The organism is Bdellovibrio sp. KM01, from assembly GCF_013752535.1.
Taxonomy (GTDB): Bacteria; Bdellovibrionota; Bdellovibrionia; order Bdellovibrionales; family Bdellovibrionaceae; genus Bdellovibrio.
The window spans coordinates 2,929,371-2,952,578 of the sequence record NZ_CP058348.1; the positions used below are offsets into that span (position 1 = coordinate 2,929,371).

The following is a 23,208-nucleotide window of genomic DNA, read 5'->3' on the forward strand; positions in this document are numbered from 1 at the left end:
CTATATAGTCAGTCGCGTTCAGGTGTCTTTGATCGGAGTGATCTTTGGCGGCATATCCATGGCCGTTGCGATTTCTGGAATGCACTATCTGGGCATGGCCTCGATGAAAATGGCGGCAAGGATTGTATGGCATTGGGATCTTGTTGCACTTTCTGTGTTCATCGCTGCTTTTGCATCCTTTGCTGCCCTGGGCGTTTCATTACTTTTCCGAACCACAAAAAGAATCACGCTTTTACATATCTGTTCCAGTCTATTGATGGGTATCGCCGTTTCCGGAATGCATTATGTCGGGATGTTCGCCGCAGACTTTATTCACGAAGAGCAACGACTTCCCACTCACCAAGGCGTGGTCTTAGGAACGCAGGCAGTCGCCGATGTCGTCGTTGGCACGACATTCATGATTTTGATAGTGGCATTGATAGCCTCGGGCTTTGCACGAGTTCTTATCCGCCGCTCGAAAGAAGCCAAAGCCGCCATCAACAGCCGCGATATTTTGCTGAAAGAAGCGCAGCAGATCGCGCATCTGGGAAGCTGGGAAAGAACCATCAACGGCACACACGTCGGTTTATCCGAAGAGATGTACAATATTTATGGCCTGGATAAAAACACCCAGGTGACAGTTGATCAGCTTCTGAGCTTTACGGATTCTCCGCATCGCGAAAAATTCATAAATTTTCTGGAAGAAGCGATCACGAAAAAATCGCCCTTCAATTTCGATCACGTCATTCGCCTTCACGATGGCAGCACAAAGTACGTTCAAACCCGTGGCCAGGTCGCCTTGGATGAACAAGGCGAAGTCGTAAAGATATTTGGCACCACCCAGGATATTACGGACCTTAAAACCATTGAAAATGAACTACTAAAAACTCAGGCCGAGTTAGAATCCCGAGTTCAACAAAGAACTGCAGATCTTGAGCAAGCGCTGATCCGCGAGAAAAAAGCCAAGGAAGTAGCCGAAGAGGCGACAAAAGCCAAAACAACGTTTCTGGCAAACATGAGCCATGAAATTCGCACGCCGATGAATGCGATTTTGGGATTTGCAGAATTATTGAGTTCCGAAAATTTAACCCGGGATCAGGAAGAATATCTGAACCGCATCCAGGCGAATGGTGAACTCCTGCTAAGAATCATTGATGACATCTTAGATTTAACCAAATTCGAAGCGGGCAAAATACCCATTGAAAAAAGTTTGTTGTCTTATACGGAGCTGGTAGATGAAGTCGTCAGTTCTTTATCTTTATTGGGATTAAAAAAAGGCATCAAAATCCAGGTTGAAAAAACCAGTCAAATGCCGGCACTCATACACTCAGACCCCGTTCGCTTGCGTCAGATCCTGGTGAATCTGATTGGCAACGCCATTAAATTCTCGAACAAGGGCCCGATCACCATACGCATCAGCTCTCAAAAACTTGAAGGCAAAACTCTGATTTCAACCGAAGTGCAGGATTTTGGTGTCGGCATTTCCGAAGAAGGCCAGCGTCAGATATTTCAAGCGTTCGGACAAGCCGACTCTTCGATTATCCGAAAATTCGGTGGTACAGGTTTGGGCTTGGTATTGTCCCGCCATTTTGCCCGCGCTTTAGGTGGCGACTTGTCGCTTCTAGAAAGTAAAGAAGATGTCGGCAGTACTTTCTTGTTCACGATAACTTCCTCTGACGAAGAACAAGCCACAGCACAACATCCACCTCAAGTGCAAAATCAAACGCCCGTCAGTTTGCAAGATTTTGAAGGTAAAACCATCAAGGTGTTGTTGGCCGAAGACTTGAAAGACAACCAGATTCTAATCGGAATTTATCTTCGCTCGAAACATTTCGTTGTTTCTTATGCCAACGATGGCTTCGAAGCCGTGAAAATGGCGACGGAAAATGATTACGATATCATTTTAATGGACGTCCAAATGCCAGGGATGGATGGTCTGCAAGCCACCAGAACTCTTAGAGCTCAAGGGTACAAAAAGCCCATTATCGCATTAACGGCCCATGCCCTGCGCGAAGAAGTAAAAAAATCCTTAGATGCTGGTTGCAATGCCCATCTGACGAAACCGATCAATCGCCCCGATCTTCTCGGAGCAATTAAGACTTTTATTTCTATTTGATGGGGAAGGCGCAGATGAACTCTGTGCCGCGGTCTAATTCGGATTTTACAGCCACAGTGCCGCCGTGGCTTTGCATGATGTGTTTAACAATGGCTAAGCCCAAACCTGTGCCCCCGGCGTCTCTTGTACGACCTTTATCGATGCGATAGAAGCGTTCAAATAAGCGATCCAAATGTTCAGATGGGATACCAGGACCGTCGTCGATCACGCGCAGGATGATGTATTCTTTGATGTCGCGTTCCCAACGGATCTGCACAGTTTTATTGTTCGGGATGAACTTCACCGCGTTTGAAACCAAGTTGCGAAGAACCTGTTCAACTTTACGCGAATCCGCTTTGAACGGAGGAACTTCGCCCACCACACGGATAGCGATGCTTTTCTCGGCAGCCAGGACGGCCATTTCAGAAACCACGTGTTCTGAAATTTGCAGAGGATGAATCAATTCCAATTTTAATTCTGAATTCGAAGATTCCATGGACGTCAACGACAACAAGTCATTCACCAAGTCCATCAAGCGATCAATATTGCGAGAAACGATATTGATGAACTTACCCGCTTGCTCCGTTTGGCCGTTGTTGATGTCTTCTTTCAAAGTATCAACATAACCTTTGATCGAAGTCAGGGGCGTGCGCAATTCGTGGGAAGCATTACCTACAAATTCGATACGGATTTGCTCGGCCCGTTTCAGCTCAGTGATATCATGGAAGATACCCACGATACCGTAAACTTCACGGGTCTTTTCATTGCGAATCGGATTGACCGATACCGAGAAAAAGCGCGGCTGGTTGTCGATCAGGGTTGGCAATTTCACGGTGAAGCGCGTGCCCTTACCTGTTTTGATCGTGGTTGCAAAACCTTCCAGAACATCCGAAGAGCGAATCGCATCCTTCAGACGCAGATTTTCAGTGGAAAGCTGTGGGCCTTTCAAAAACTGCGCTGCAAACTGAGAATTGAAGTAAAGGATTTTTTCGTCAAGGCTGACACTGACCAAGCCTTCCGACACAGAACTCATGAAAGCCTGGGATTCCTCCTGCGCTTGCAGGAAGTTCGCCTTACGACGCTTCATCTTTTTGTGGATTTTATCCAAAGCGACTTCAAGCTCTGACAGGTCATCAGCATCATCATCCAAAAGATCCTCGGCATCCGACGCCGAAAAGATCTCTCCATAGGCGCGCTTATTGGAAATACGCAAAGCTTTTAGGATGACTTTATGAATTGGACGAACAAAACGGAAAGCGATGATCAAAGACACTAAAAGACTGAACATGAAAAAGTTCAGCAGGAAGTCCGTGTACACGAAATCAGCCATACGATGTTGCGAATCCAAAGAAGCCGCAATAACAAAGGCCAAGATGTTAAAAACAACTACTTGAAAGAAGAATAACTTCCAGAAAAGACGTGACGGAAAACGGATGAAACTCTTCATGCCTGTTCCATTTTCACCCGGTAGCCCACGCCACGGATGGTTTCAATGCGATCGCCCCACTCGCCCAGTTTTTTACGAAGACCGAAGACGTGAGTGTCAATCGTACGACCGACGACACTAATGCCCTCGCCCTGAATGTTTTCAATCAGTTTTTCACGAGTCAAAACCACACCGTGGTTTTGCACCAGCGTGCCTAAAAGTTTGAATTCTGAGGGAGTCAAATGCAGAGGTTCATTTTTATAAGAGATCTCGTAGGTTTTGAAATTCATTTTCAAACCGTGGATACTGATTTCGCTGTCATCTTTGATGACTTCTTCAGCCTTCGGACTTGCACGACGAAGCAAAGCTTTTGCGCGTGCGATCAAAACGGAAGGATTAAAGGGTTTCGTCAAATAGTCATCAGCGCCGCGCTCAAGACCCATAACGATATCCTGAGGTTCCGTCTTTGCCGTCACCATCAATACGGACGCGTTTTGATTTTTTGCTTTGATACGATCCAGAATATCGACACCGTGAAGACCTGGAAGCATCCAGTCCAACACGAACAATTGGTAGTTTTTGGCATTCATTTCAGCGAGGGCTTCTTCGGCAGAGGCACATTCAGTCACGCGGTAACCTTGACGTAGCAAATGCAAAGCCATCAGTTCGCGGATCTCTTGTTCGTCCTCAACCACCATCACTTGAATTGAATTTTCAGCCAAACTTGCCCCCATGTCGAACATCTTTACCGGTAAATGCGAAGATCACGTCTTCGGCAATATTAGTCGCATGGTCACCCAGGCGCTCCAAATTACGTGCGATCAAAATAAAATCCATACTTGCTTCAACATCGTCTGGATTGCTTTTCATATGCTTGATGGCGTCGTTGAAAACTTTATTTTTCAACGTATCGATCTCATCATCCATCAACAAAATATTTTTTGCTTCAACAGCGTCACCACGTACAAAACAATCCAAAGAACCTTTAACCATGCGGCCTGCGATTTCAGACATTTTCTGAATATCGCCAGTTTGTGCCTGGATCGGTTTACGACCCAAATAATCTTTACCGGAATAAGAAATATTCACAGTTTGATCACCCATGCGCTCAAGGTCGTTGTTGATTTTCAATACGGAGATAATCAAACGAAGATCTTTCGCCACGGGGCCTTGTTTGGCCAGGATGTGCATGCAGTGGTTATCGACGCGAATGTGATCTTCGTTGATGCGCTTTTCGATTTCATGAACTTCTTGAAAAGCATTTACATCACGGGAAAGCAAAGCGGCAGTGACTTGAGAGAGGGCTTTTTCAACATGACCACCCATTACCAGAATCATTTTCTTAAGGTCTTCAAGTTGAGTGTCGATGGCACGTTCCATACGTATTCCCCGTTTGTTGGTTGTATAAAGGTTTTCAGAGTAAAAGACACCGCTTAACACGGCTCTCAAAGCAAAACTAACAGAATCTTAACAGATCACGAAGTCGCCTGGGTCCCCTAGAATAGGACTTGGGCAGCTAGCTCTACTTTAGAGGCATCGCGGATGCCTTTTCCATAGTTATCAGCATACCACGTGTGATCCACAGCCAAAGCAGTTTTTACATCTTCAGTGACTTGATAAGCAAAAGACACGATTCCCGTTTGCAGGTTTTTATCAGGCTCTCCCACCGCGGCGTCCAAATAATCATAACGAAGCATCACTTCAGATTTAGGACCCACACCGAAAATCGTGAAAGCGCTGCCCCCGAATCCATGAACCGCTTGCCCCGCCAAACTTACAACATCGACACCGTCGGCCATTTTGCCATCGGTGATGGCCCCTGCCGGATCATGGGTGTCCAAAAGCTCGATACCGATTTTAGTTTTGCTGTCTTCAGGTTTATAAAGGAATGAGGCCTGAATACGCTCTTTCGCCGCGACTTCATCCCCGTATTGTTCGTAAGTTCCGTGGATGTATTGCAATGTGATGGCAAAGGGATTCCAACTTGTAAAACGCAGAAACAATGCGCCCTCTTTGTGAGGTCCCGCAGAATCCTGATCGCGACCTTCGCCATTTACCACAGACAAAGACCACTCCCCCAAATCTCCTGGGAGTTCAGACATAAAACCCGCGCCCAGGTCCGAATAAGTCTCATACTTCCATTTTTCTGTCAGACCGTAGGCGGTTTCGCCCAAAAAACGATAATTCACGTCTTCATACTGTGCTTCCAACCAAGATTGCGGCACCACCCCCATGCGCAAGGCAGAGACACCTTCAAAAATGCTAACCAAGTCCAAGTAGGCTTCACGAGTATTGACCATGAAACTTTCTGAGGTTTCGCTGCGCTTTTGTGCGCCTTCGAATGAGACGTACAAAAGATTGCCCTCTTTGAGGGGCACGCTGAAATTCAAAAGCAACGAGGGAACGCGAAATTCAGTTTCACCCGCTTCGCCTGTTGGGAGCAAATGAACCAACGCATTCAAGTCAGCCTCCCCGGAAATTTCGATATCCGTCAAAGCCCAGGCTTGCCCACAAACAAAAATACTCAACAAGGTGATAAAAAATGATTTTTTCATGTCTATGATGCTCGCATTTTTATATACTATTGCCAAAGGAGATCTTTAGCCGTGTCACGTCGAGTTTCCGCCATCGATATCGGGTCCAACGCCATTCGTATGATGGTGGCTGATATCAATGAAACAGCCCCCTTTATCCGTGTGAATAAAAAGCAGCGAGCTCCGGTTCGCCTGGGGCATGATGTATTTACGACGGGCACTATCACCCCTGAAACCATGGAAATTGCTAAAGCCACCTTTCGTCGTTTTGCTGAAACCAACGCAAAGCTGAAGGTCGAAAAATGTCGAGCCGTGGCGACCAGTGCCTGCCGCGAGGCCAAGAATAAAAAAGAATTTCTGGAAACCATTAAGAAAGTTTCCGGAATCGATATTGAGATCATCGACGGCACCGAAGAAGGCCGCCTTATCCATTTAGCCGTCCGCAAAGAAGTCCAACTCGATAACAAGAAAACCATGCTGATCGATATCGGTGGCGGCAGTGTTGAGGTGACTTTTTCTAAGGGAGGCAAGCTTTTAGCGACTAAGTCTTTTCCGATGGGCACGGTTCGGGTGTTAGAATACTTAAGCAAACGCCGCATGAATGAAAGCCATTTAAGTATCATCATGGGCGAGTTTTTGTCAGATCTGGGACCCCACATCTATCCCAACACTGAAAATGATCCAGTTGATTTCGCGATCGGTACCGGCGGAAACCTGGAGTGCATGGCGGAACTTAAAGTACGTTTGCTTAAAAAGACTCCCAATACATTTGTGACTCTTGCAGAGCTTGCAGAAATCATCGCTCGTCTGAAAGCCATGTCGATTAAAGATCGCATCGATAAATTGGAGTTACGCCCCGACCGCGCTGACGTGATTATGCCCGCCTCCATGCTGGTGGAAACCATCATGCGCCAGGCAGAGGTGGAAAAAATCGTCATCCCTGCAGTGGGCCTGCGTGACGGCCTTATTTGGTCGATGGTTTAACACTTCCAAAATTTAGAACACAACCTTCCAAAACATCTATTTTTCATTTTTCGCTCAGCGCGATAGATCTCTTTTCAACGACCCTCACAAACTTGAATCGGAGATCCCATGAAACTAGCTATCTTTTCTATGAGTCTGTTCCTATTCTTCGCAAGCCTTGCTGAAGCAAAAACTGTTGCTGTTCAAGGTGACGCTGCTCGCTCCATCATGGAAGCTTTATACTCTGCAGGCTTCCCAGTAAAACACGTTGATGACGACCAATACGGCACAAACCCAATGACGGTGGATGTATCTAACTTAACTTGCCGCTATTCAGCTGCTGATGGTCCCGATGAATGGATGAATGCAGTTCAGTGCTACACACAAATTGATCCAGCGGCTCGTCCAAACTCTTTGGCGCTGGCTAAAGCTTTGGCTCCGTTTGCCGCTTTCGAAGGCGCTGCAGGAAGCCGTTACCTAACTGCAAACAAAATCCAGTGCGTGCTAAACTACAATGAACGCGCCTATCAATGTCAATTAGACGTCGATGATATCGAATAGTTTTTGACTCGGTTTCAATCGAAAATTTTCGGTGGAATGGAGTACATCAACTCTGCTCCACCGGCGTTTGCCTGAGCAAAAGATTCCAGTTCCAACGACAGCACGCCACTTTTTCTAAGATCAATAAAGCTCTCGGCCTTACCCGTTAACATATAACTTGCGAAAACACTTAAATGCGGTTCGTGGCCCACGATCATGATTTTTTTATGATTGCGCCCTTGAGTGCGAAACCATTTTAGCAAAGCCTGCGGTGGACTTTGTGGAACCATCTCTGGAATCTCGATGACTTTTTTCCCGGGATAAAATTGGGATAGAATTTGCGCGGTTTGAGCAGCCCGAGTAAACGGACTGGTCACGATCACATCAACGTCTTTGATAAAGTCCTTCATACGCATGCAAACTTTCTGCATGCGCTTACGTCCCTTCAAAGTCAGGGGACGAAACTGGTCTTCCAGTCCTTTTTTTGCAAAGTCTTCCCTTTCTTCAGCAAGGGCGTGACGGACGATGATGATTTCCATTTTACTCCGCGGTTGAATCTTCGACCAGTTTACCTCGTGTTTTCGCCAATTGCATCAAAGTTTGATGAATGCCGATCTCATCAGTTTTAAAAGGTTTTTTCGTATAACTTCCGTCGGAATTCATCACCCACGCTTGTCGATTCTCTTTCAGATAAAACTGCAGGATTTCCCACAGTTTTTCTTTAAGACTGCGATCCAGCACAGGTACAATTGCTTCCACGCGGGCATGCAAATTACGATACATCCAGTCCGCCGAACCCAGGAAGAAGTCCCCATCAACTGGGTCTTCCTTGCCATTCCTGAAATAGAACAAACGCGAGTGCTCCAAAAAGCGACCAATGACGGAAATGACTTTGATGCGCTCACTCATCCCCGGAACACCGGGACGAAGGCAACAAAAGCCACGGACGATCATTTCGATGTCCACGCCTTTTTGTGATGCAGAATAAAGCGCAGCACCGATATCGTTCTCTTCAAAGTTATTAAACTTAGCGACGATGTTTGCCGGCTTCCCGGCTTTCGCATGGGCAGCTTCACGATCAATCAAAGTTCTGAATGTTGAAAGCATATTCACAGGCGCAATCAACAGGTGCTGATAACTGCCCTTTAAGCTGATACCCGTCAGGTAATGGAAGAAATCCACCACATCGTTCGTGATTTCTTCACGCGCCGTCAACAGCCCCAAATCCGTATAAAATCTGGAAGTCGCCACATTGTAGTTACCTGTACCGATATGAACGTAACAACGAAGTCCCTCTTGCTCCTGGCGAACCACCAAGGCAGTTTTTGCGTGAGTTTTCAACCCCACGACTCCGTACACGACGTGAACGCCGGCGTTTTCAAGCTCATTGGCCCAATAGATATTACGTTCTTCATCGAAGCGCGCTTTTAATTCCACCAGACAAACCACTTGCTTGCCTTGAGCGGCGGCGCGAATCAACGAGCGAATGAACGGACTGTTGTCACCGGTGCGGTACAACGTCATTTTAATCGCTAAAACCTTGGGGTCTTCGCTGGCAATCCGAATGAAAGTCTCCACCGAAGCAGAAAAACTTTCGAACGGATTATGGATCAATTGATCATTCGCACGAATGGCACTGAAAATCCCTGTACCCTCTTCGGCAAATGCGGGAGAGACCACCGGAATGTACGGTTCGAATTTCAATTTTGGCAGGGGCAGATCAGCAATCATACCCAAATCACCGTAATCAAGCTCACCAGGAAGTTCGTAAATGTCTTCTTCGTTCAGCTCCAACTCTTCCATCAAGAACTTCAACATCCACATGTCTGGATTGGGTCCATGCTCCAGGCGGACGACTTCAGCAAAACGACGCTGACGAAGTTCTTCTTCGATCGCTTCCAATAAATCTTCCGCATCCTCTTGATCCTGATCGGAATCGGCGTTGCGAGTCAGACGGAAAGCCATCGAATCGATCACTTGCATGGAAGGAAACAGATCCGACAGATTTGCCTTGATGACTTCCTGAAGGCTGACGAAGCGATTGATGCTGGGATCAATGTCCACGCGAATCCATTGCGGCAAAACTTTGGGAACTTTGACTCGGGCAAAAAGTTTTTCCTCGGAATTGGGATGCTTTAAAGTCACACCCAATGAAACCGAAAGATTCGAGATGAATGGGAATGGATGCCCTGGATCCACTGACAATGGTGTGAGAACTGGAAAGACATTCTTGCTATAATATTTTTTTACGCTCTCGCGTTCTTTTTCGGAAAGATCTTTCCAGCTTAAAAGGAAAATGCCTTCATTTTCCAAAGCGGGTTTCAAAGTTTTCGTAAAGCAGCTGCCTTGATCTTTGATCATGGGCTGAACGACTTCACGAATTTCCTGAAGCTGGGCCATCGGTGTTTTACCATCCGATGACTTTGGCGAAACTCCGTAGGCCACGTGGCGTTTTAACCCGCCCACGCGTTTCATGAAAAACTCATCCAGATTCGATCCGGAAATACTTAGAAACTTAACTCTTTCCAAAAGAGGATTGTTGCTGTCTTCAGCTTCGGTCAAAACACGGCGATTGAAATTCAACCACCCGATCTCGCGACTGGTGAATAAACTTTCAGATGACAATGGATGCTCGACAACTTTGACCTTGCGAGTAGCAGCTTTTTTCTTAGACGTTCTGGTCGGCGACTTCGCCTTCGGTGTGTTCAAAGAATCCTCCTTGACTCCCTGGAGGTATATTTCACAATAAAGCATTATTTTTGGCAATGTCTTCCTAGAGGAACAACGACGTGCAAAATACTCCCAAAGAATGGCAAGTTCTTAAGCAGATTCGCAATAAGGTCCAGCGTCATAATCCAAACACCGTGGTGCCTTTGGGTGATGATGGCTTTGTCTTTAAAAATTTTCCGGGTCTCTCGGTCATTGCTCAAGACATGATGGTGGAAGACGTCCATTTCCGTCTGGATTACGCCTGTGCATTTGATCTGGGACACAAAGCCCTGGCAGTTAACTTAAGTGATCTTGCTGCCATGGGAGCACAACCCCACTTTGCACAAGTATCCCTCGCACTGCCGAAAGAAATAACCGAATCCTGGCTTGACGAATTCTATCAGGGTATGACAACGCTGGCGGATCGTTTCGGAATGGAAATCGCCGGTGGAGATCTGTGCGCTTCCCCTCGCGGAGTCATCATCGATGTCAGCGTGCATGGATCATGCGAAAAACCTCTTACCCGGCAGGGTACTCAACCTGGAGATATCTTATTAGCCAGCGGTCCGTTGGGAATTTCAACAACAGGGCTGCGAGCGCTTCACGAAGATCGCCGAAATGATTTTCCACAAGCCGTGGAAAGACATCTGCGCCCCATGCCGCGCTTGGATTTACTGCCAGAACTTCGTAAGCACGCTGATAAAATTCACGCTTTGATGGATTGCAGTGATGGCTTGGTGAATGATGCTTTGATCTTGGCAAATAAACCCTACAACAATGGCCAAGCCACACCGGCTGTGGGCATTCATCTTTTCCCTGATCAATTTCCTTTGGAAGATGAAACAATTCGCATGGCTCACTTGGCGAAAGCTTACGAATATGCGCTTTGGGGGGGAGAGGATTATGAGCTTTTGCTGACTCTTTCTCCGAAGCATCGTGGGCTCTTTCCGCAATGGACAGAAGTTGGCCAGTTCACAGAAAGCCCTGGAGTCTTTTTAATTCATGGCGATGCTAAGGAAGAGATCGAGTCTTTTAAGGGCTGGAAGCATTTTTAAGTCGAATAGGTTTCAGGATCATTTTGAGACAGTATTTTTCCCGACCTTTCGTTAAGAGACCCTGCTTTTTGTCCGAATAGTTTTACATGACTTCACTCGCACGCTACCACGGCAGATCTCCCAGATTCATTCTTCAGACTGAAGATGAAAGTATCGTGCGCGTTGCTGGCCCCAAGCAAGTTCCTTGGGAAGAAGGCACTTCCATTAAAAATGTATCGCTGACAGGTCTTGCCTTTACGGCGCCGGATGATCTGTGCCCGATTTTGGGTGAAGTGATTAAAATCCAATTCACTCCGCCCGGCTCACGCCAGATGGCGTGCTATGGAATTGTCACGCGTCTTGATAGTATTTCGAATGCGACGACTCTGGTCGGTGTGCATTTCTATAAAATGGAAATGACTCAAAGAATCGTTTTAGCTCAAGGCCTTGCTCGCCGCTTTAAAGAAAATCAAGAGCGCGGGCAAATCGATGAAATGCTGAACAAGCAACCGGGCCCGATGAGCCTCCTTCACTTCCCACAACTTATGATGATGGGTGTGATCGCAGTTCTTTGGGGCGCGGTTATTTTTGGTGCTTTGAAATTCCAGTACGAAGATTTGTTTTCGTTCTTTACGCGTTTCTTTTAGAAGCCATTTCCGCTAAAAACTTTCAAACTTCTCTTTCAATCTTTTTGCAGCGAAATCGATGAACTTCTTGGTTTTCATCGGAACTTCTTTTTGCTCGGGCGAAACCAAACTCACAGGAATTTCCTGGCCACGCAAACTGCGATACATGTGAATCAATCGTCCGGAACGAATATGCTCGGCCACGATGAATTCCGGCACCATACCGATACCTCGGCCCTGCAACGCCATTTGGACAATCATATTTGGATTGTTCGCTGAAAACACCGGATCCACTTTCACAGACATTTTTTTACCGTCAGCCGTTCGCCACAGTTCCAATTTGTTTTGTGAGTTCAAAGATAGAAACGGCAGAGTACTTAGGTTTTCCAGGTCGTCGGCCTGACGATAGCGCTCCAAGAATCCGGGACTTGCGACCATCACGCTTTTTAAGGTTGCCACTTTTTTCACTCGCAGATTGCTGTCCTTAAGAATTCCGATACGAACCGCGACGTCAATGGATTCTTTGACCAAATCCACATAAGCCTGACTTAACATCAGCTCGAAACGAACACGTGGATGTTGCTTTGCAAAGTCAGCCAGAATGTCCGGCATTAACAGGACACCTAGATCATCGGAGGCCGTGATACGGAGCCAACCAGAAACATCTGCAACTTCCTCACTTAATTCTGCAGACAAGCTCTCCAAGCCCTCTACCAAACCGCGAGAACGCTCATAATAGGCCCGACCCGCATCGGTCAGTTGGAATTGTCTCGTCGTGCGATAAACCAGCTGGATCCCCAGGTCTCTTTCTAAGGCAGCTAATCTGCGACTGACTCGGGATTTGGGCTGATGCAGCACCTCAGCAGCTTTGGTAAAGCTCCCTGCTTGAACTAATTTAACGAAAGTGCGGATTTGATTCAGATCTAATTGTTCCATATATGCAACAGTATATCGTGAATATGTCTCCTACCGCAACACTCCTTTAGCCCCGATACTGATTAAGTCCGAAACACAATAAAAGAGGAGAACCCTATGAAATTAATGACCGCTGCCTTTATTACGTTACTTAGTTCCGCTGCTTTTGCCAAAACCATCCCGGCCGGAACCTATACCATTGACTCTGCCCATTCAAAAGTTGGCTTTGAAGTTCCTCACCTGGTGATCGCTACTGTTGAAGGTCGTTTTACAAAATTCGACGGCTCTATCACAATCGATCCGAAATTGGAGAAGTCCAAAGCGAATTTGAATATCGACGTAAACAGTGTGGATACTGACAATGCTGACCGTGACGGTCACTTAAAGAGCCCTGACTTTTTCGACGTCGCGAAAAATCCTAAAATGTCTTTCGTCGTTAAAAAAGTTGTCGGCACTGCGGATGACTTGAAACTGATTGGTGATTTGACTTTAAAAGGTAAAACTAAAGAAGTGACTTTGGCAGTGAAATACCTGGGTGACGTAAACGACCCCTTCGGTAATCACAAAATCGCATTCACGGCGACTGGTAAAATCAATCGCCAGGATTACGGTCTAAGCTGGAGTAAAGCGGTGGAAGCCGGCCCGGTTGTAGGTGACGAAATCACTCTTACAATCCGTGTTGAGGCGAACAAACCGGTTGAAAAGAAAGGTTAATTTTTATGAAACGCATGCCTGTGATTTTTGCTGCTCATGGCTCCCCAATGAATGCTTTGGCGAAGACTCCGTTCACGGATACTTTGTCAGCATTGGGCGAAAGCTTGCCGCATCCACAGGCAATACTTGTGGTGTCGGCCCACTGGGAAACCGAAGGAACGAAAGTTCTTTACAATGCGACACCACAAACAATCCATGACTTTTATGGATTTCCGAAAGCCCTGTTTGACGTTCAGTACCCTGCCCGCGGTCCTTTAAGTTTGGCGCAAGCCACGCAAAAACTGATTCCGGGTTCAGAGCTAACTGAAAAATGGGGCCTGGATCACGGAACCTGGTCGGTGTTGTTACACATGTTTCCGAAAGCGGATATTCCTGTGTTTCAACTAAGCCTTGATGTGAATGCTCCTCCCGAAAAGCACATTGAGCTGGGCCGCCATTTGCGTTCTTTGCGCGAGCAAGGAGTGCTGATCATCGGAAGTGGCAACATCGTTCACAACCTGCGCACCATTCAATGGCGCGATCCCAACGCAAAATTCGATTGGGCGGTAGAGTTCGATGCGGGCATAAAAAAAGCTTTGGATTTACGAGACGAAAAAACCTTGGCTCAGTACATGGAAAAATTCGGCTCCGCCGCGGAACTCTCCGTTCCCTCGCCCGAACACTACTGGCCACTCTTGTACACCTTCGGTGCTTCGGACGAGCAGGATAAAATCTCCTACCCGTTTGAGGGCTTCGAAATGGGATCACTATCTATGCGCACTGTTATGTGGAGCGCGTAAGTCTAAAATAAAAAAGGCACAGATTTTTAAGTCTGTGCCTTTCTCATTTTTTGACTCATTCAACGCATGCAGTTACCGCTGCGGAGGTAAAGCCGCGTCAATACTTACTTTCGCCAAATCCGAATTACGAGTGGCACTTGTTTGTCTTTTTTATGTGTGACGAGTGTTTTCTCTGCGACGGAACTCAGGCGACCACTGCCTTTGGCAATTTCTTCTATTTGAGTTTTCAACTCTGATGAAAACTCCTCTAAACCTCGAGCTCTTAAAAGACCTAATAGTTTTGAGTACGCATTCCTATCACCCAAAAGCTGCCGTACTTCTGTTTCGTCAGTCTTCCCGCCTACTGAAGTATAGTCTTCTGAAGGATCTTTTTCATAACAAGATACGACGGTCGGAGAATCTGTCGGCTCCATTGGACATATGCTTTCAAGCTTCCCCATAGCAGCAATCGTTTGATCCGTATTAAGTGATCCCACCCGTGACATCCAACGCACCCATTCTGATGGCGTCTTGACTTCGTCAAGTCCCGAGAAAGATGTGATTCTGATATCACTCTCTCCAAGGAAACTGAGTTGGTCATAAACACGCGCTAACGAATATGAACCCGCTGCAAGTATAACAACGGTCAGCGAACCAATGCAGATGAGTTTCTTTCTTTTTGCCTTCGTTAAAGTCGTCAGTGCGAAGTAGTTAGTTGCGAATAGAATAATCACCAAGCTCAATTCCGCGATCATATATCCTAGAAGTCTGGAAAAATGATATACTGCCACAAGAAATGAAAAGTAGAGCGCATATCCGACAGATTTAGCAATATTTGCGGGAGATTTCGTGAGGTTTTTCGTAGCCATAACTTTCGGATCATGAATTGCTACAACACTGATAGATACCAACAGGAGAACTCCCCAAAGGATATCTAATAAACCCCCATTGAAGATGTCATGAATAACGGAATCTTGGTCTCTCTGATGGATTAATAAAAATGTATACAGGAACACCGTATTTAATGCCAAACATCCGAATTGAATAAGAACAATTCCCGTCCAAAACTGATTGATTGTGCGGGCAGTTCTTCTCCAAAAAACAATCCAACCTTCCACTGATATGAATAACGAGCCTAAAACAAATGACAATCCAGCAGCAAAAAAACCGACGTAATTCCGTATATAAGGATCTTCTCGGAAAAAGATACCTACAATTAAGAGAACAAGCCAAATAAACAAAACTCTTGAAATATAGCGTTTATAAAAATCGAAAAATAAATGGCGCATTAAAATTGATCTCCTGCCGTGAAATAGGACTGCACATCAGAGATTGTCACTGCACGTTGGTCCTCACTTATTCCCAGCCCCGTAACTTCATGATTTCGAGGATGCATGAATATCCATTTCCCATCCCCATTCAAACCTATTTTTTTAACAACCGAAGAAGAAATAGAAGGTCCGATCTCTTTGGGAACTAGAAGCTTTCTGAAATGTGAATTCAACGTCTGGCTGTCGCTGGAAAAGGAAACTTTGCCATTCTCTAAAATCGTTACGTTGGTTGCAAATCCCTGCATTTCACTGGCGATGTTCGTGCTCATCACAACGAGACAACCTCGATGCATTTCTTCATTTAGAAACTCCATCATCGTCCATCGTGAAGCTTGATCTAATACCGCAGTGATTTCATCCAAAAGATAAATTAATGGTTTCTTCGGCGCTTGAACGCAGAAAAGAGCTTTCATCTTTTGCCCGCGAGACATCCCATGAAAAGATTTCGTTGCGTCCACATCAAGAGATTTACACAGACGATCAAACAGCCCTGCGTCGTAGTCTTCATAAAGATTTGCGTGCATCTCGCACCAATGCGAAAGCGAGTCAGAAAACGGAAGAATTTGCTCTTCAGAGATAAAGGCCATGAAATCATTCAAGCAAAGTGATGTAGAAAAAAGAGATTTATCATTAAAGGTTAATTCACCGGAATCAAACACCTCTTGCTGGGCAAGGATTCTCATGAGAGTGGATTTGCCACTTCCATTTTTCCCCATCAATGCGATGAACTGTCCCGACTTCAAACTGAGATTGGAAATATTCAAAATGGCTTTTTTATCATACGACTTTATAAGATTCTTTACGACGAACACTGCTTTATTCATATAGGAATGTTCGCATTAGCGTCGGTTACTGGCAGCAAAAACTGAAGCACCCAGACCAAATTTCAACATGTTTATAGCGGAAAGAAAAAAAGCCCGGTCTCCCGGGCTTTTTTTTACGCATCGAGTCCGTAAAGAGGACCTGGCACCTTTTATTCGCCGACGGCGGCGAAGGCTTGTTTGGTTTGCTCGCGGACTTTGTCGCGTTTTCTGAATCTGTCGGAGATCGAGTACGCTGCTGGCACTACGAACAAAGTCAAGATTGTGGAAACCAAAACCCCACCGATCAAGCACAAGGCCATTGGGCGCATTGTTTCGGAACCGGCACCGGTTGCCATCGCAGAGGGAACCGCCGCGGCAATCGTTGCGATCGACGTCATCAGGATCGGACGAAGACGAATTGGACATGCTTCCAATAATGCATTATCCGCATTCAGTGCACCACGATCACGAACGGTGTTCGTGAATTCAACCAACAAGATCGAGTTCTTTTTCACGATACCCATCAAGAGCAAGAATCCGATGGCCGAGTACATGTTCAAAGATTGGCCCGTTAACAACAAGGCAAAGAACGCACCCGAGAAACTTAGTGGCAATGCCAACAAGATTGTCGCTGGATCGATGAACGAGTTGAATTGGGAAGCCAAGATCATGTAGGCGATCACGATACCCAAGATGAATGCTAGGAAGAAACTTTGGATCGATTCTTTGAAGGTTTTCGAAGAACCCTGCTGCTCGATCATGTAACCCGGTTCCAAAGTCTTTTTACCGATTTCCAAAATCTTATCCATCGCTGCCTGCTGAGAAGCACCGGCTTTTAAGTTCGCAGTAATGGTAATTGCACGCTGACGATTCATACGTGAGATACTTTGCAAAGCCTTCGTCGTCTCTTGCGTTGTCACGCGAGAGATTGGAACCAAGTTCGCGCGGTTGTTTCCAATCAACAACTTTTTGATCTCAACCATCGCGTCTTCTTTATTATCCAATTTCACTTTGATGTCGTAGCGGTGACCACCGTCAGGATACTCCCCGGCTTTCACTCCCCCGATCAAAGCATTCACCGTCGTCCCGACAGCTGCGATGCTCACACCATGTTGAGCCGCTGAAACGCGATCTGGTTTTACCTGAATTTCTGGCATACCCAAAAGGTAATTGGAATCGACGTCGACCATTAAACCGGTCTTAGTCATTTCATCCATGATCTTTTGCGAATAGCCCGCAAGCTTTTCCCAGTCAGAACCCATGACGGTAAATTCAATCGGATAACCACGACCACTTGAGAACCCACGTTGGGACATATCCATCAGTACCGGGCGCACGTCTTGGATTTTACCGAACGCCTCACGAGTCACCTGCATGAAATCAGTTTGCGTCATGCGCTTACCCGTTTTTTGATCAATCGGACGCTCTTTGAACTCTTTCATAGTGATAAACATCATCGCGGTATTGGCGTCAGAGATACCGCCACCGAAACCACCGATGCTGGCAAAGACTTGCTTTACTTCAGGGCGAGAACGCAACCACTCTTCCGCTTGCTTAACTTGACCATCTGTATAAGCAAGAGAACTTCCCACCGGCAATATTAAACGCGCCAAGAAAATGCTTTGATCTTGAGCGGGTGACATTTCTTTCACCAGGAATTTAACAGAGATAAATGACAAAGCCACGAATACCAAAGAACCGATGATGACTTTCCAGCGCATTTGCAAAGTTTTGCGCAACCATCTTTCATAGCCCACTTTCAAAGAATCCATGAAAGCTTCAAACGCTTTACCGATTTTAGTCGTACGCTCACCGTGGTGAACGAAACCAGCACAACGCATTGGCGTGATTGTCAGGGATTCCACCAATGACAAGAACACGGCGATGGAAATTGTCACCCCGAATTGCATCAAGAACTTACCAATGATCCCCTTCATGAACGCCACAGGAAGGAAGATCGCGATAACGGCCGCTGTTGCTGCCATTGCCGCAAAAGAAATCTCACGCGCACCAAGAATCGCGGATTCAATCTGTCCGTGCCCTTCCTCGTTATACCTAAAGATATTTTCCAGAACCATGATGGCATCGTCGACGACGATACCGATGGCGAGAGTCAAACCTAGCAACGTGAACGTGTTCAACGTGTATCCCAGGAAATACAAACCGATGAAGGCACCTAACAACGAAGTTGGAATAGAAAGTAAAACGTTGAATGTTGCAGACCACGACCCTAAAAACGCCCAACAAACCAAAGACGTCAAAACCACGGCCAAGATCAAGTGATGCGTCAACTCACCCACGGATTTTTCAATGAACTGAGTACTGTCGAAGTTCACATGAATTTTCATACCTTCCGGCAGTTGCGACTGAATTTCTTCCGCTTTGGCCTTCACCGCTTTCGCGACAGCCACGGCATTCGTACCACGCTGTTTACGAATACCTAATCCCAACGCCGGCTCGCCGTTAAAGCGAGAAATACGAGTGATGTTATCAAGACCCATGCTGACATCGGCCACTTGACCGATCTTTACCATGTTCGTGGAATCTTGAATCAAAGACCCGGCACGACGGCTGATCACGATGTTTTTAAACTCTTCGATGGTTTTTGCCTCACCCATCGTACGCACGTTGAAATTGCTTTTCTTAGTTTCAATGTAACCACCGGGAACTTCAGAGTGCTCAGACTTGATCGCATCGATCACGTCATTCACTGCAATATTATAACCCGGAAGTTTTTTAGTATTTACGAATACGCGAAGCACGGGATCCGTGTAACCACCCAGGAAAATATCACCCACGCCATCCACTGTCGTAAAACGATCTTTCAAATAGTCGCGCGCGTATTTCATCAGGAATTCAAGGTCACCCTTGTCGTAAGTAAGTGCCAACCACAAAATGGGTTGGTCGTCGGGATTCGTTTTTGAAATGGTTGGAGCATCGACGTTGTCAGGAAGTAATCGCTGCGCACCTGAAACTTTTGCCTGAACATCTTGCAAAGCGAGATCGATATTGCGGTCCAAACTAAATTCTACGGTAATTGTTGCAGACCCTGTTTTGCTGCTGGAAGTGATGCTTTGGACACCTTCGACTCCCATCAAAGCACTTTCGATGACATCAACAACCTGAGTCTCCATTACTTCTGGAGCCGCACCATCCAAAGTTACGCTGACCGAAACTGTGGGAAAATCCACGTCAGGTAATTGGCTTAAACCCATTCTTGAAAACGAGATCAAACCGAAAATCATCAATCCAAACATTAACATCCATGCGAAGACTGGGTTCTTGATGGAAATATCCGAAATGCGCATTCCTTCTCCTTGGAACAAAGACTCGATCAGTGTAACTCAGCACATCCTAACCAACCATGAACATCTTTCAACAAAAGATAACTCAAGACTTTGATTTTACTCAGCCTTCATAAGGTCACCTAAGCAATACTTAGGTGGCTAATCAGTGATTGACATGACTGGTCTGGAGGACTATTTCTTTTCGGCAATTGTGCCACTTCTGGAGGCTTTCATGTCGACTGCTCGTTACGCGAGTTCATTCTTGTTCGCTACTCTAACGTTCGTTTCCGCAATTGGTTGGTCCCAAGCGACTTCCACTTCTTTAAGAGATGCTGCCCTTGCAGAAACTTCTGCCAAAGGTACAGCTCAAAAATATGCATCTGACGCGCAAACAACTGGAATGTTGGTTCTTAAAGACCCAAAGCCAGAAATCATCACACGTCCTTGGCAATACTTCGCGGGTTTCACAGCTCAGCAATTCCAAGCTAAAGGAACAGTGACGACTGAAACTGCAGGAACATTTGATTTGAGCCAAAACGATCAAACATTCATGCCCGGCCTCACATTCGGTGTGATGACACCTGAATGGAACGTAAAAAATATTTTGATCAGCGGTGGAGTTCGTTTTGATGCTTCTATGGCGACGCAAAACTCTGCAGTGACCTTGCCTTCAGGAGCCACGATTGATGACGCACGTTTAAATACGACGATGGCTTCCGCGGGACCGGTTTTGAATATTAGCCACGCAAAAGTATCTTGGTTGGCAGTTACGTTCTCTCCGCAATACGGAAACTTGAACTACACGCAAACTTCCTCTAACGATTTTGCGCACTTCTCCAAACAAGGTTCTTACTTGGCGATGAACTATGGGTTAGACTTCCGTTTGACAAAAAAATGGTCGGTTTTCACTGAATGGTCTCAAAGAGAATTGCGTGATCAGAATCAGGAAATCGCTCTTGAAAAAGACAACTTTGAATTAGGAACTAGAGTGTCATGGTAAAAAAAATCATTCTTCTTCTTTGTGCAACTTCGACTGCTTGGGCGCAACAACCTGTTGCTGCTCCTAAAGTCATCACTCTGACACAGAAAAAAGTGGCAGAGTTGGCTTTGCAGCAAGGTTACCGCACCAAAGAAGTAAACCTTCAGTATCAACAATTTAAACTTCCCTACGCTGAAACCCTGGCTAAGTACGATTGGCTTCTTAATGCAGCCACTGGTTACGAACAGGACAAGCAAGCGCAACTTTTAACGTCACCAACGATGGATCCACACAACAAGATCGAGCGCTATAACACGACGTTCTCGTTGCAAAAGCCTTTCACGACAGGAACGTTGGCAACTCTTGAACTCAGTCGTCTGTCACTAAATGCAGACTATGATACAGCAATTGCGACGCCTCCTCCGGACAACCAAACTTTGGATCGTGCCGGGATCATCCTGGAACAAGCGATCTTAGGTAATTTCTTCGGTGTGGCTGATCGTGGCACTGTGAATGCAGCAGAACAAAACTACCAGGCTTCTGAAATCCTTCGTGCGAATGATTTGGAAAACGTGGTGCTCGAAGCTGTTCGCCAGTTCTGGCAGGCTTACATCGCTCAGGAAAACTTCAGAGAAGCCGTCAGCGCTCGTGACCGCTATAAAAAACTCGTGGAGACAGTTCGCAGAAAAACTTCTTTGGGTTATTCCAATCCTGGCGACTTACCGCAAGCTCAAGCCGAACTTGAGACTCGCGAACAAACTGTGAAACTGACTTCGACAGATTACCTGGCTTCTGTCGAGAATCTTTTGACAGCGTTGGCTTTGGATCCAAAATCAGAAGTAAAATTTGAAATGAGCGCAGCGCTTCCAGCGATGCCAAGCTTGCCACCCAAAGCCACTGAAGATTTGCGCGCCATCCGTTCGCAAAAGTTGAAAGTCTCAGCAGCCGAGGAAAGCCTGTCGGCCTCCAAGTCTTTGTCCTACCCGACTTTGAATGTCGTGGGTAAAGCCTATACAACGGGCGTCGGTGAAAAATCTGAAGATTCTTATTCTGAAGTGACTGGCGGCTCCCGCCCTGATTACTACATCGGTTTGAGATTTGCTTACAACTTTGGCTCTGACATCCAAAACGAACGTATCGTTTACAACAAATTGAATCGCGACCTGGAACAAACTCGTTTGCAACGTCAAATGGTGGAAGTCGTGGACGCGAACACACAGGCTGAGCGTAAAGCTCAAGCCGCTTACTCGATCGCCCAAAGCGCCGAGAAACAAAAAGCTTTCCGTGAAAGAGCGGTAACGGAATTGAACCGTTCCTACTCTCAAGGAAGAACTGATATTAATAACTTGATCATTGCTCTGAACAACTCATTTACAGCAGAGATTCAATACATCACTGCAGTAGGTAACTACCACATCGCTCTAAATGAGTGGGCAGCATCAAGAGACGAACTTATTCCTGACGAACAGCCGTCAGAAGACAAGAAATAGGCAGGGGATTTTATGTTGAAGAAACTTATCTTAACTTTGAGCGTACTAAGCCTGACTGCTTGCGCGTTCAACAATGACGAGTCGAGCGCTAACAAAAGAAATAAAAAATTAGCTGAAGACAACGCTCGTGCTGCTGCGATCTTTTCCAAAGTGGAAGGCGCCTACCAAGGAAACCTGATCCGCGAGAATGGTGCAACTGAAGTTATCGAAATCAAGTTGGTTGGCCTTTCTCTGGACACGGGCAACAAGAATGACGACGGCTCCGCGATCAATCAATACCTTCAAACAGCCGTTTACACTCGCATTTCCCCATCATCTGCATCAATGACTGGCTTATCGGCCAATTACACTGCAGAACTGGGTGCATTGACGATTACGAATCCAGATAAAAACATTAATAACGATGATGTTCATTCGATTACCGCAACTATTAAAGACGGCGTAATGACTGGCGTGGTTGTATCCAAAGCTGGCATCATCGGTCGTATGTCTTTGAAATTCGTGATTGGCGGCTCGTCAAACGGTGGTAACGGTTCTGACGAACAGTATTATGACCGTCTTCGCCAGAAATACGCGAAGATCTCTGGTATGTATTATGGCTGTGTGATCACAACCAAGGACATGACTCAAAGAGGTGTTCCGAACTACAAAGCGAAAATGACCTTGTCAGTATTCGAAGAAAAAGTTGTTGGAAAAGACAAAACAACCCGTCCAACGTTGGTGGGAACATTCCTTAGAAACGACGACTCTGAGGAATTCCTAAGAGCAGCTCTGAGCGGCGAATACCGCGATGACTTCGTACCTGCAGCCCTGACCCTTGACGGTAAGTACTCCGGCCAAACAAATGGCTATGCGACCGTATTCAAGGGAACTCTATCTGCGGATGGTGATTACGTTGCAGAATACTCCAGCAACAACTTCGGTTTAGAAGGCAAAATGTACTTCAAACGCGGAAAAACTTACCCCGCGAAATGCGCGAATGTTTCTCGCTAGTAGTAAAGTTTTTTAAAGGCAATATAAAAACC

General features: G+C 46.1%; 20 protein-coding genes. 10 read left to right on the forward strand and 10 right to left on the reverse strand.

What is annotated here, in order from left to right; translation table 11 throughout:
• Window positions 1-22: 22 nt before the first annotated feature.
• Window positions 23-2,095 (forward strand): response regulator, encoded by a 2,073-nt coding sequence (locus HW988_RS14205; protein ID WP_255490030.1) that lies wholly within the window; start codon window positions 23-25, stop codon window positions 2,093-2,095.
• On the opposite strand, the gene HW988_RS14210 is transcribed toward HW988_RS14205, so the two are convergent.
• The 4 genes from HW988_RS14210 to HW988_RS14225 form a co-directional block, all read right to left on the reverse strand.
• On the reverse strand, window positions 2,088-3,521 hold the full coding sequence (locus HW988_RS14210; protein WP_181604878.1) for a cell wall metabolism sensor histidine kinase WalK: 1,434 nt from the start codon (window positions 3,519-3,521) through the stop codon (window positions 2,088-2,090). The genes HW988_RS14205 and HW988_RS14210 overlap by 8 nt on opposite strands.
• Window positions 3,518-4,222 (reverse strand): response regulator transcription factor, encoded by a 705-nt coding sequence (locus HW988_RS14215; RefSeq protein WP_255490031.1) that lies wholly within the window; start codon window positions 4,220-4,222, stop codon window positions 3,518-3,520. The genes HW988_RS14210 and HW988_RS14215 overlap by 4 nt, the downstream gene beginning before the upstream one ends.
• Window positions 4,215-4,880, reverse strand: coding sequence for a phosphate signaling complex protein PhoU (phoU, locus tag HW988_RS14220; protein ID WP_142701166.1), 666 nt, complete (start codon window positions 4,878-4,880; stop codon window positions 4,215-4,217). The genes HW988_RS14215 and phoU overlap by 8 nt, the downstream gene beginning before the upstream one ends.
• A 116-nt stretch (window positions 4,881-4,996) precedes the next feature.
• The gene (locus tag HW988_RS14225; protein ID WP_181604879.1) at window positions 4,997-6,055 is read right to left on the reverse strand and encodes a hypothetical protein; all 1,059 of its coding nucleotides are present in this window, start codon (window positions 6,053-6,055) and stop codon (window positions 4,997-4,999) included.
• 51 nt (window positions 6,056-6,106) lie between these two features.
• Between HW988_RS14225 and HW988_RS14230 the strand changes: the two genes are divergently transcribed.
• Window positions 6,107-7,018, forward strand: a complete 912-nt coding sequence (locus HW988_RS14230; protein ID WP_181604880.1) for a hypothetical protein — start codon at window positions 6,107-6,109, stop codon at window positions 7,016-7,018.
• Between the two features lie 108 nt (window positions 7,019-7,126).
• A complete protein-coding gene (locus tag HW988_RS14235) occupies window positions 7,127-7,558 on the forward strand; it encodes a hypothetical protein (RefSeq protein WP_181604881.1) in 432 nt (143 codons plus the stop codon).
• Between the two features lie 14 nt (window positions 7,559-7,572).
• Here HW988_RS14235 and HW988_RS14240 read toward each other — a convergent pair whose 3' ends face one another.
• The gene (locus HW988_RS14240) at window positions 7,573-8,076 is read right to left on the reverse strand and encodes a histidine phosphatase family protein (protein WP_181604882.1); all 504 of its coding nucleotides are present in this window, start codon (window positions 8,074-8,076) and stop codon (window positions 7,573-7,575) included.
• 1 nt (window position 8,077) lies between these two features.
• Entirely contained in the window at window positions 8,078-10,246 is a 2,169-nt protein-coding gene (ppk1, locus tag HW988_RS14245) for a polyphosphate kinase 1 (RefSeq protein WP_181604883.1), read from the reverse strand.
• 80 nt (window positions 10,247-10,326) lie between these two features.
• Here ppk1 and thiL point away from each other — a divergent pair, with 80 nt between their 5' ends.
• Both thiL and HW988_RS14255 read left to right on the forward strand, forming a co-directional pair.
• Window positions 10,327-11,301, forward strand: coding sequence for a thiamine-phosphate kinase (gene thiL, locus HW988_RS14250; protein WP_181604884.1), 975 nt, complete (start codon window positions 10,327-10,329; stop codon window positions 11,299-11,301).
• Window positions 11,302-11,387: 86 nt separating this feature from the next.
• Window positions 11,388-11,927: a PilZ domain-containing protein gene (locus HW988_RS14255; protein ID WP_181604885.1), complete on the forward strand. Its 540-nt coding sequence runs from the start codon at window positions 11,388-11,390 to the stop codon at window positions 11,925-11,927.
• 12 nt (window positions 11,928-11,939) lie between these two features.
• Here the strand turns inward: HW988_RS14255 and HW988_RS14260 are convergent, their stop codons facing one another.
• Window positions 11,940-12,842, reverse strand: a complete 903-nt coding sequence (locus HW988_RS14260) for a LysR family transcriptional regulator (RefSeq protein WP_181604886.1) — start codon at window positions 12,840-12,842, stop codon at window positions 11,940-11,942.
• 96 nt (window positions 12,843-12,938) lie between these two features.
• Between HW988_RS14260 and HW988_RS14265 the strand changes: the two genes are divergently transcribed.
• Both HW988_RS14265 and ygiD read left to right on the forward strand, forming a co-directional pair.
• Entirely contained in the window at window positions 12,939-13,535 is a 597-nt protein-coding gene (locus tag HW988_RS14265; protein ID WP_181604887.1) for a YceI family protein, read from the forward strand.
• 5 nt (window positions 13,536-13,540) lie between these two features.
• Window positions 13,541-14,314 (forward strand): 4,5-DOPA dioxygenase extradiol, encoded by a 774-nt coding sequence (gene ygiD / locus HW988_RS14270; RefSeq protein ID WP_255490032.1) that lies wholly within the window; start codon window positions 13,541-13,543, stop codon window positions 14,312-14,314.
• Between the two features lie 104 nt (window positions 14,315-14,418).
• Here ygiD and HW988_RS14275 read toward each other — a convergent pair whose 3' ends face one another.
• From HW988_RS14275 to HW988_RS14285, 3 genes are all read right to left on the reverse strand, one after another.
• Window positions 14,419-15,582, reverse strand: a complete 1,164-nt coding sequence (locus tag HW988_RS14275; RefSeq protein WP_181604888.1) for a hypothetical protein — start codon at window positions 15,580-15,582, stop codon at window positions 14,419-14,421.
• Window positions 15,582-16,448, reverse strand: a complete 867-nt coding sequence (locus HW988_RS14280; protein ID WP_181604889.1) for an ATP-binding cassette domain-containing protein — start codon at window positions 16,446-16,448, stop codon at window positions 15,582-15,584. The genes HW988_RS14275 and HW988_RS14280 overlap by 1 nt, the downstream gene beginning before the upstream one ends.
• A gap of 149 nt (window positions 16,449-16,597) precedes the next feature.
• Window positions 16,598-19,735 (reverse strand): efflux RND transporter permease subunit, encoded by a 3,138-nt coding sequence (locus HW988_RS14285; protein ID WP_181604890.1) that lies wholly within the window; start codon window positions 19,733-19,735, stop codon window positions 16,598-16,600.
• Between the two features lie 211 nt (window positions 19,736-19,946).
• On the opposite strand from HW988_RS14285, the gene HW988_RS14290 reads away from it, so the two are divergent.
• Genes HW988_RS14290 through HW988_RS14300 form a run of 3 tightly spaced genes read left to right on the forward strand, consistent with a single transcriptional unit; the run spans window position 19,947 to window position 23,176 of the window.
• The gene (locus HW988_RS14290) at window positions 19,947-20,714 is read left to right on the forward strand and encodes a hypothetical protein (RefSeq protein ID WP_255490034.1); all 768 of its coding nucleotides are present in this window, start codon (window positions 19,947-19,949) and stop codon (window positions 20,712-20,714) included.
• A complete protein-coding gene (locus HW988_RS14295) occupies window positions 20,708-22,183 on the forward strand; it encodes a TolC family protein (RefSeq protein WP_181604891.1) in 1,476 nt (491 codons plus the stop codon). Before HW988_RS14290 ends, HW988_RS14295 begins: the two co-directional genes overlap by 7 nt.
• Window positions 22,184-22,195: 12 nt before the next feature.
• Entirely contained in the window at window positions 22,196-23,176 is a 981-nt protein-coding gene (locus HW988_RS14300) for a hypothetical protein (RefSeq protein ID WP_181604892.1), read from the forward strand.
• The last annotated feature ends 32 nt before the right edge of the window (window positions 23,177-23,208 follow it).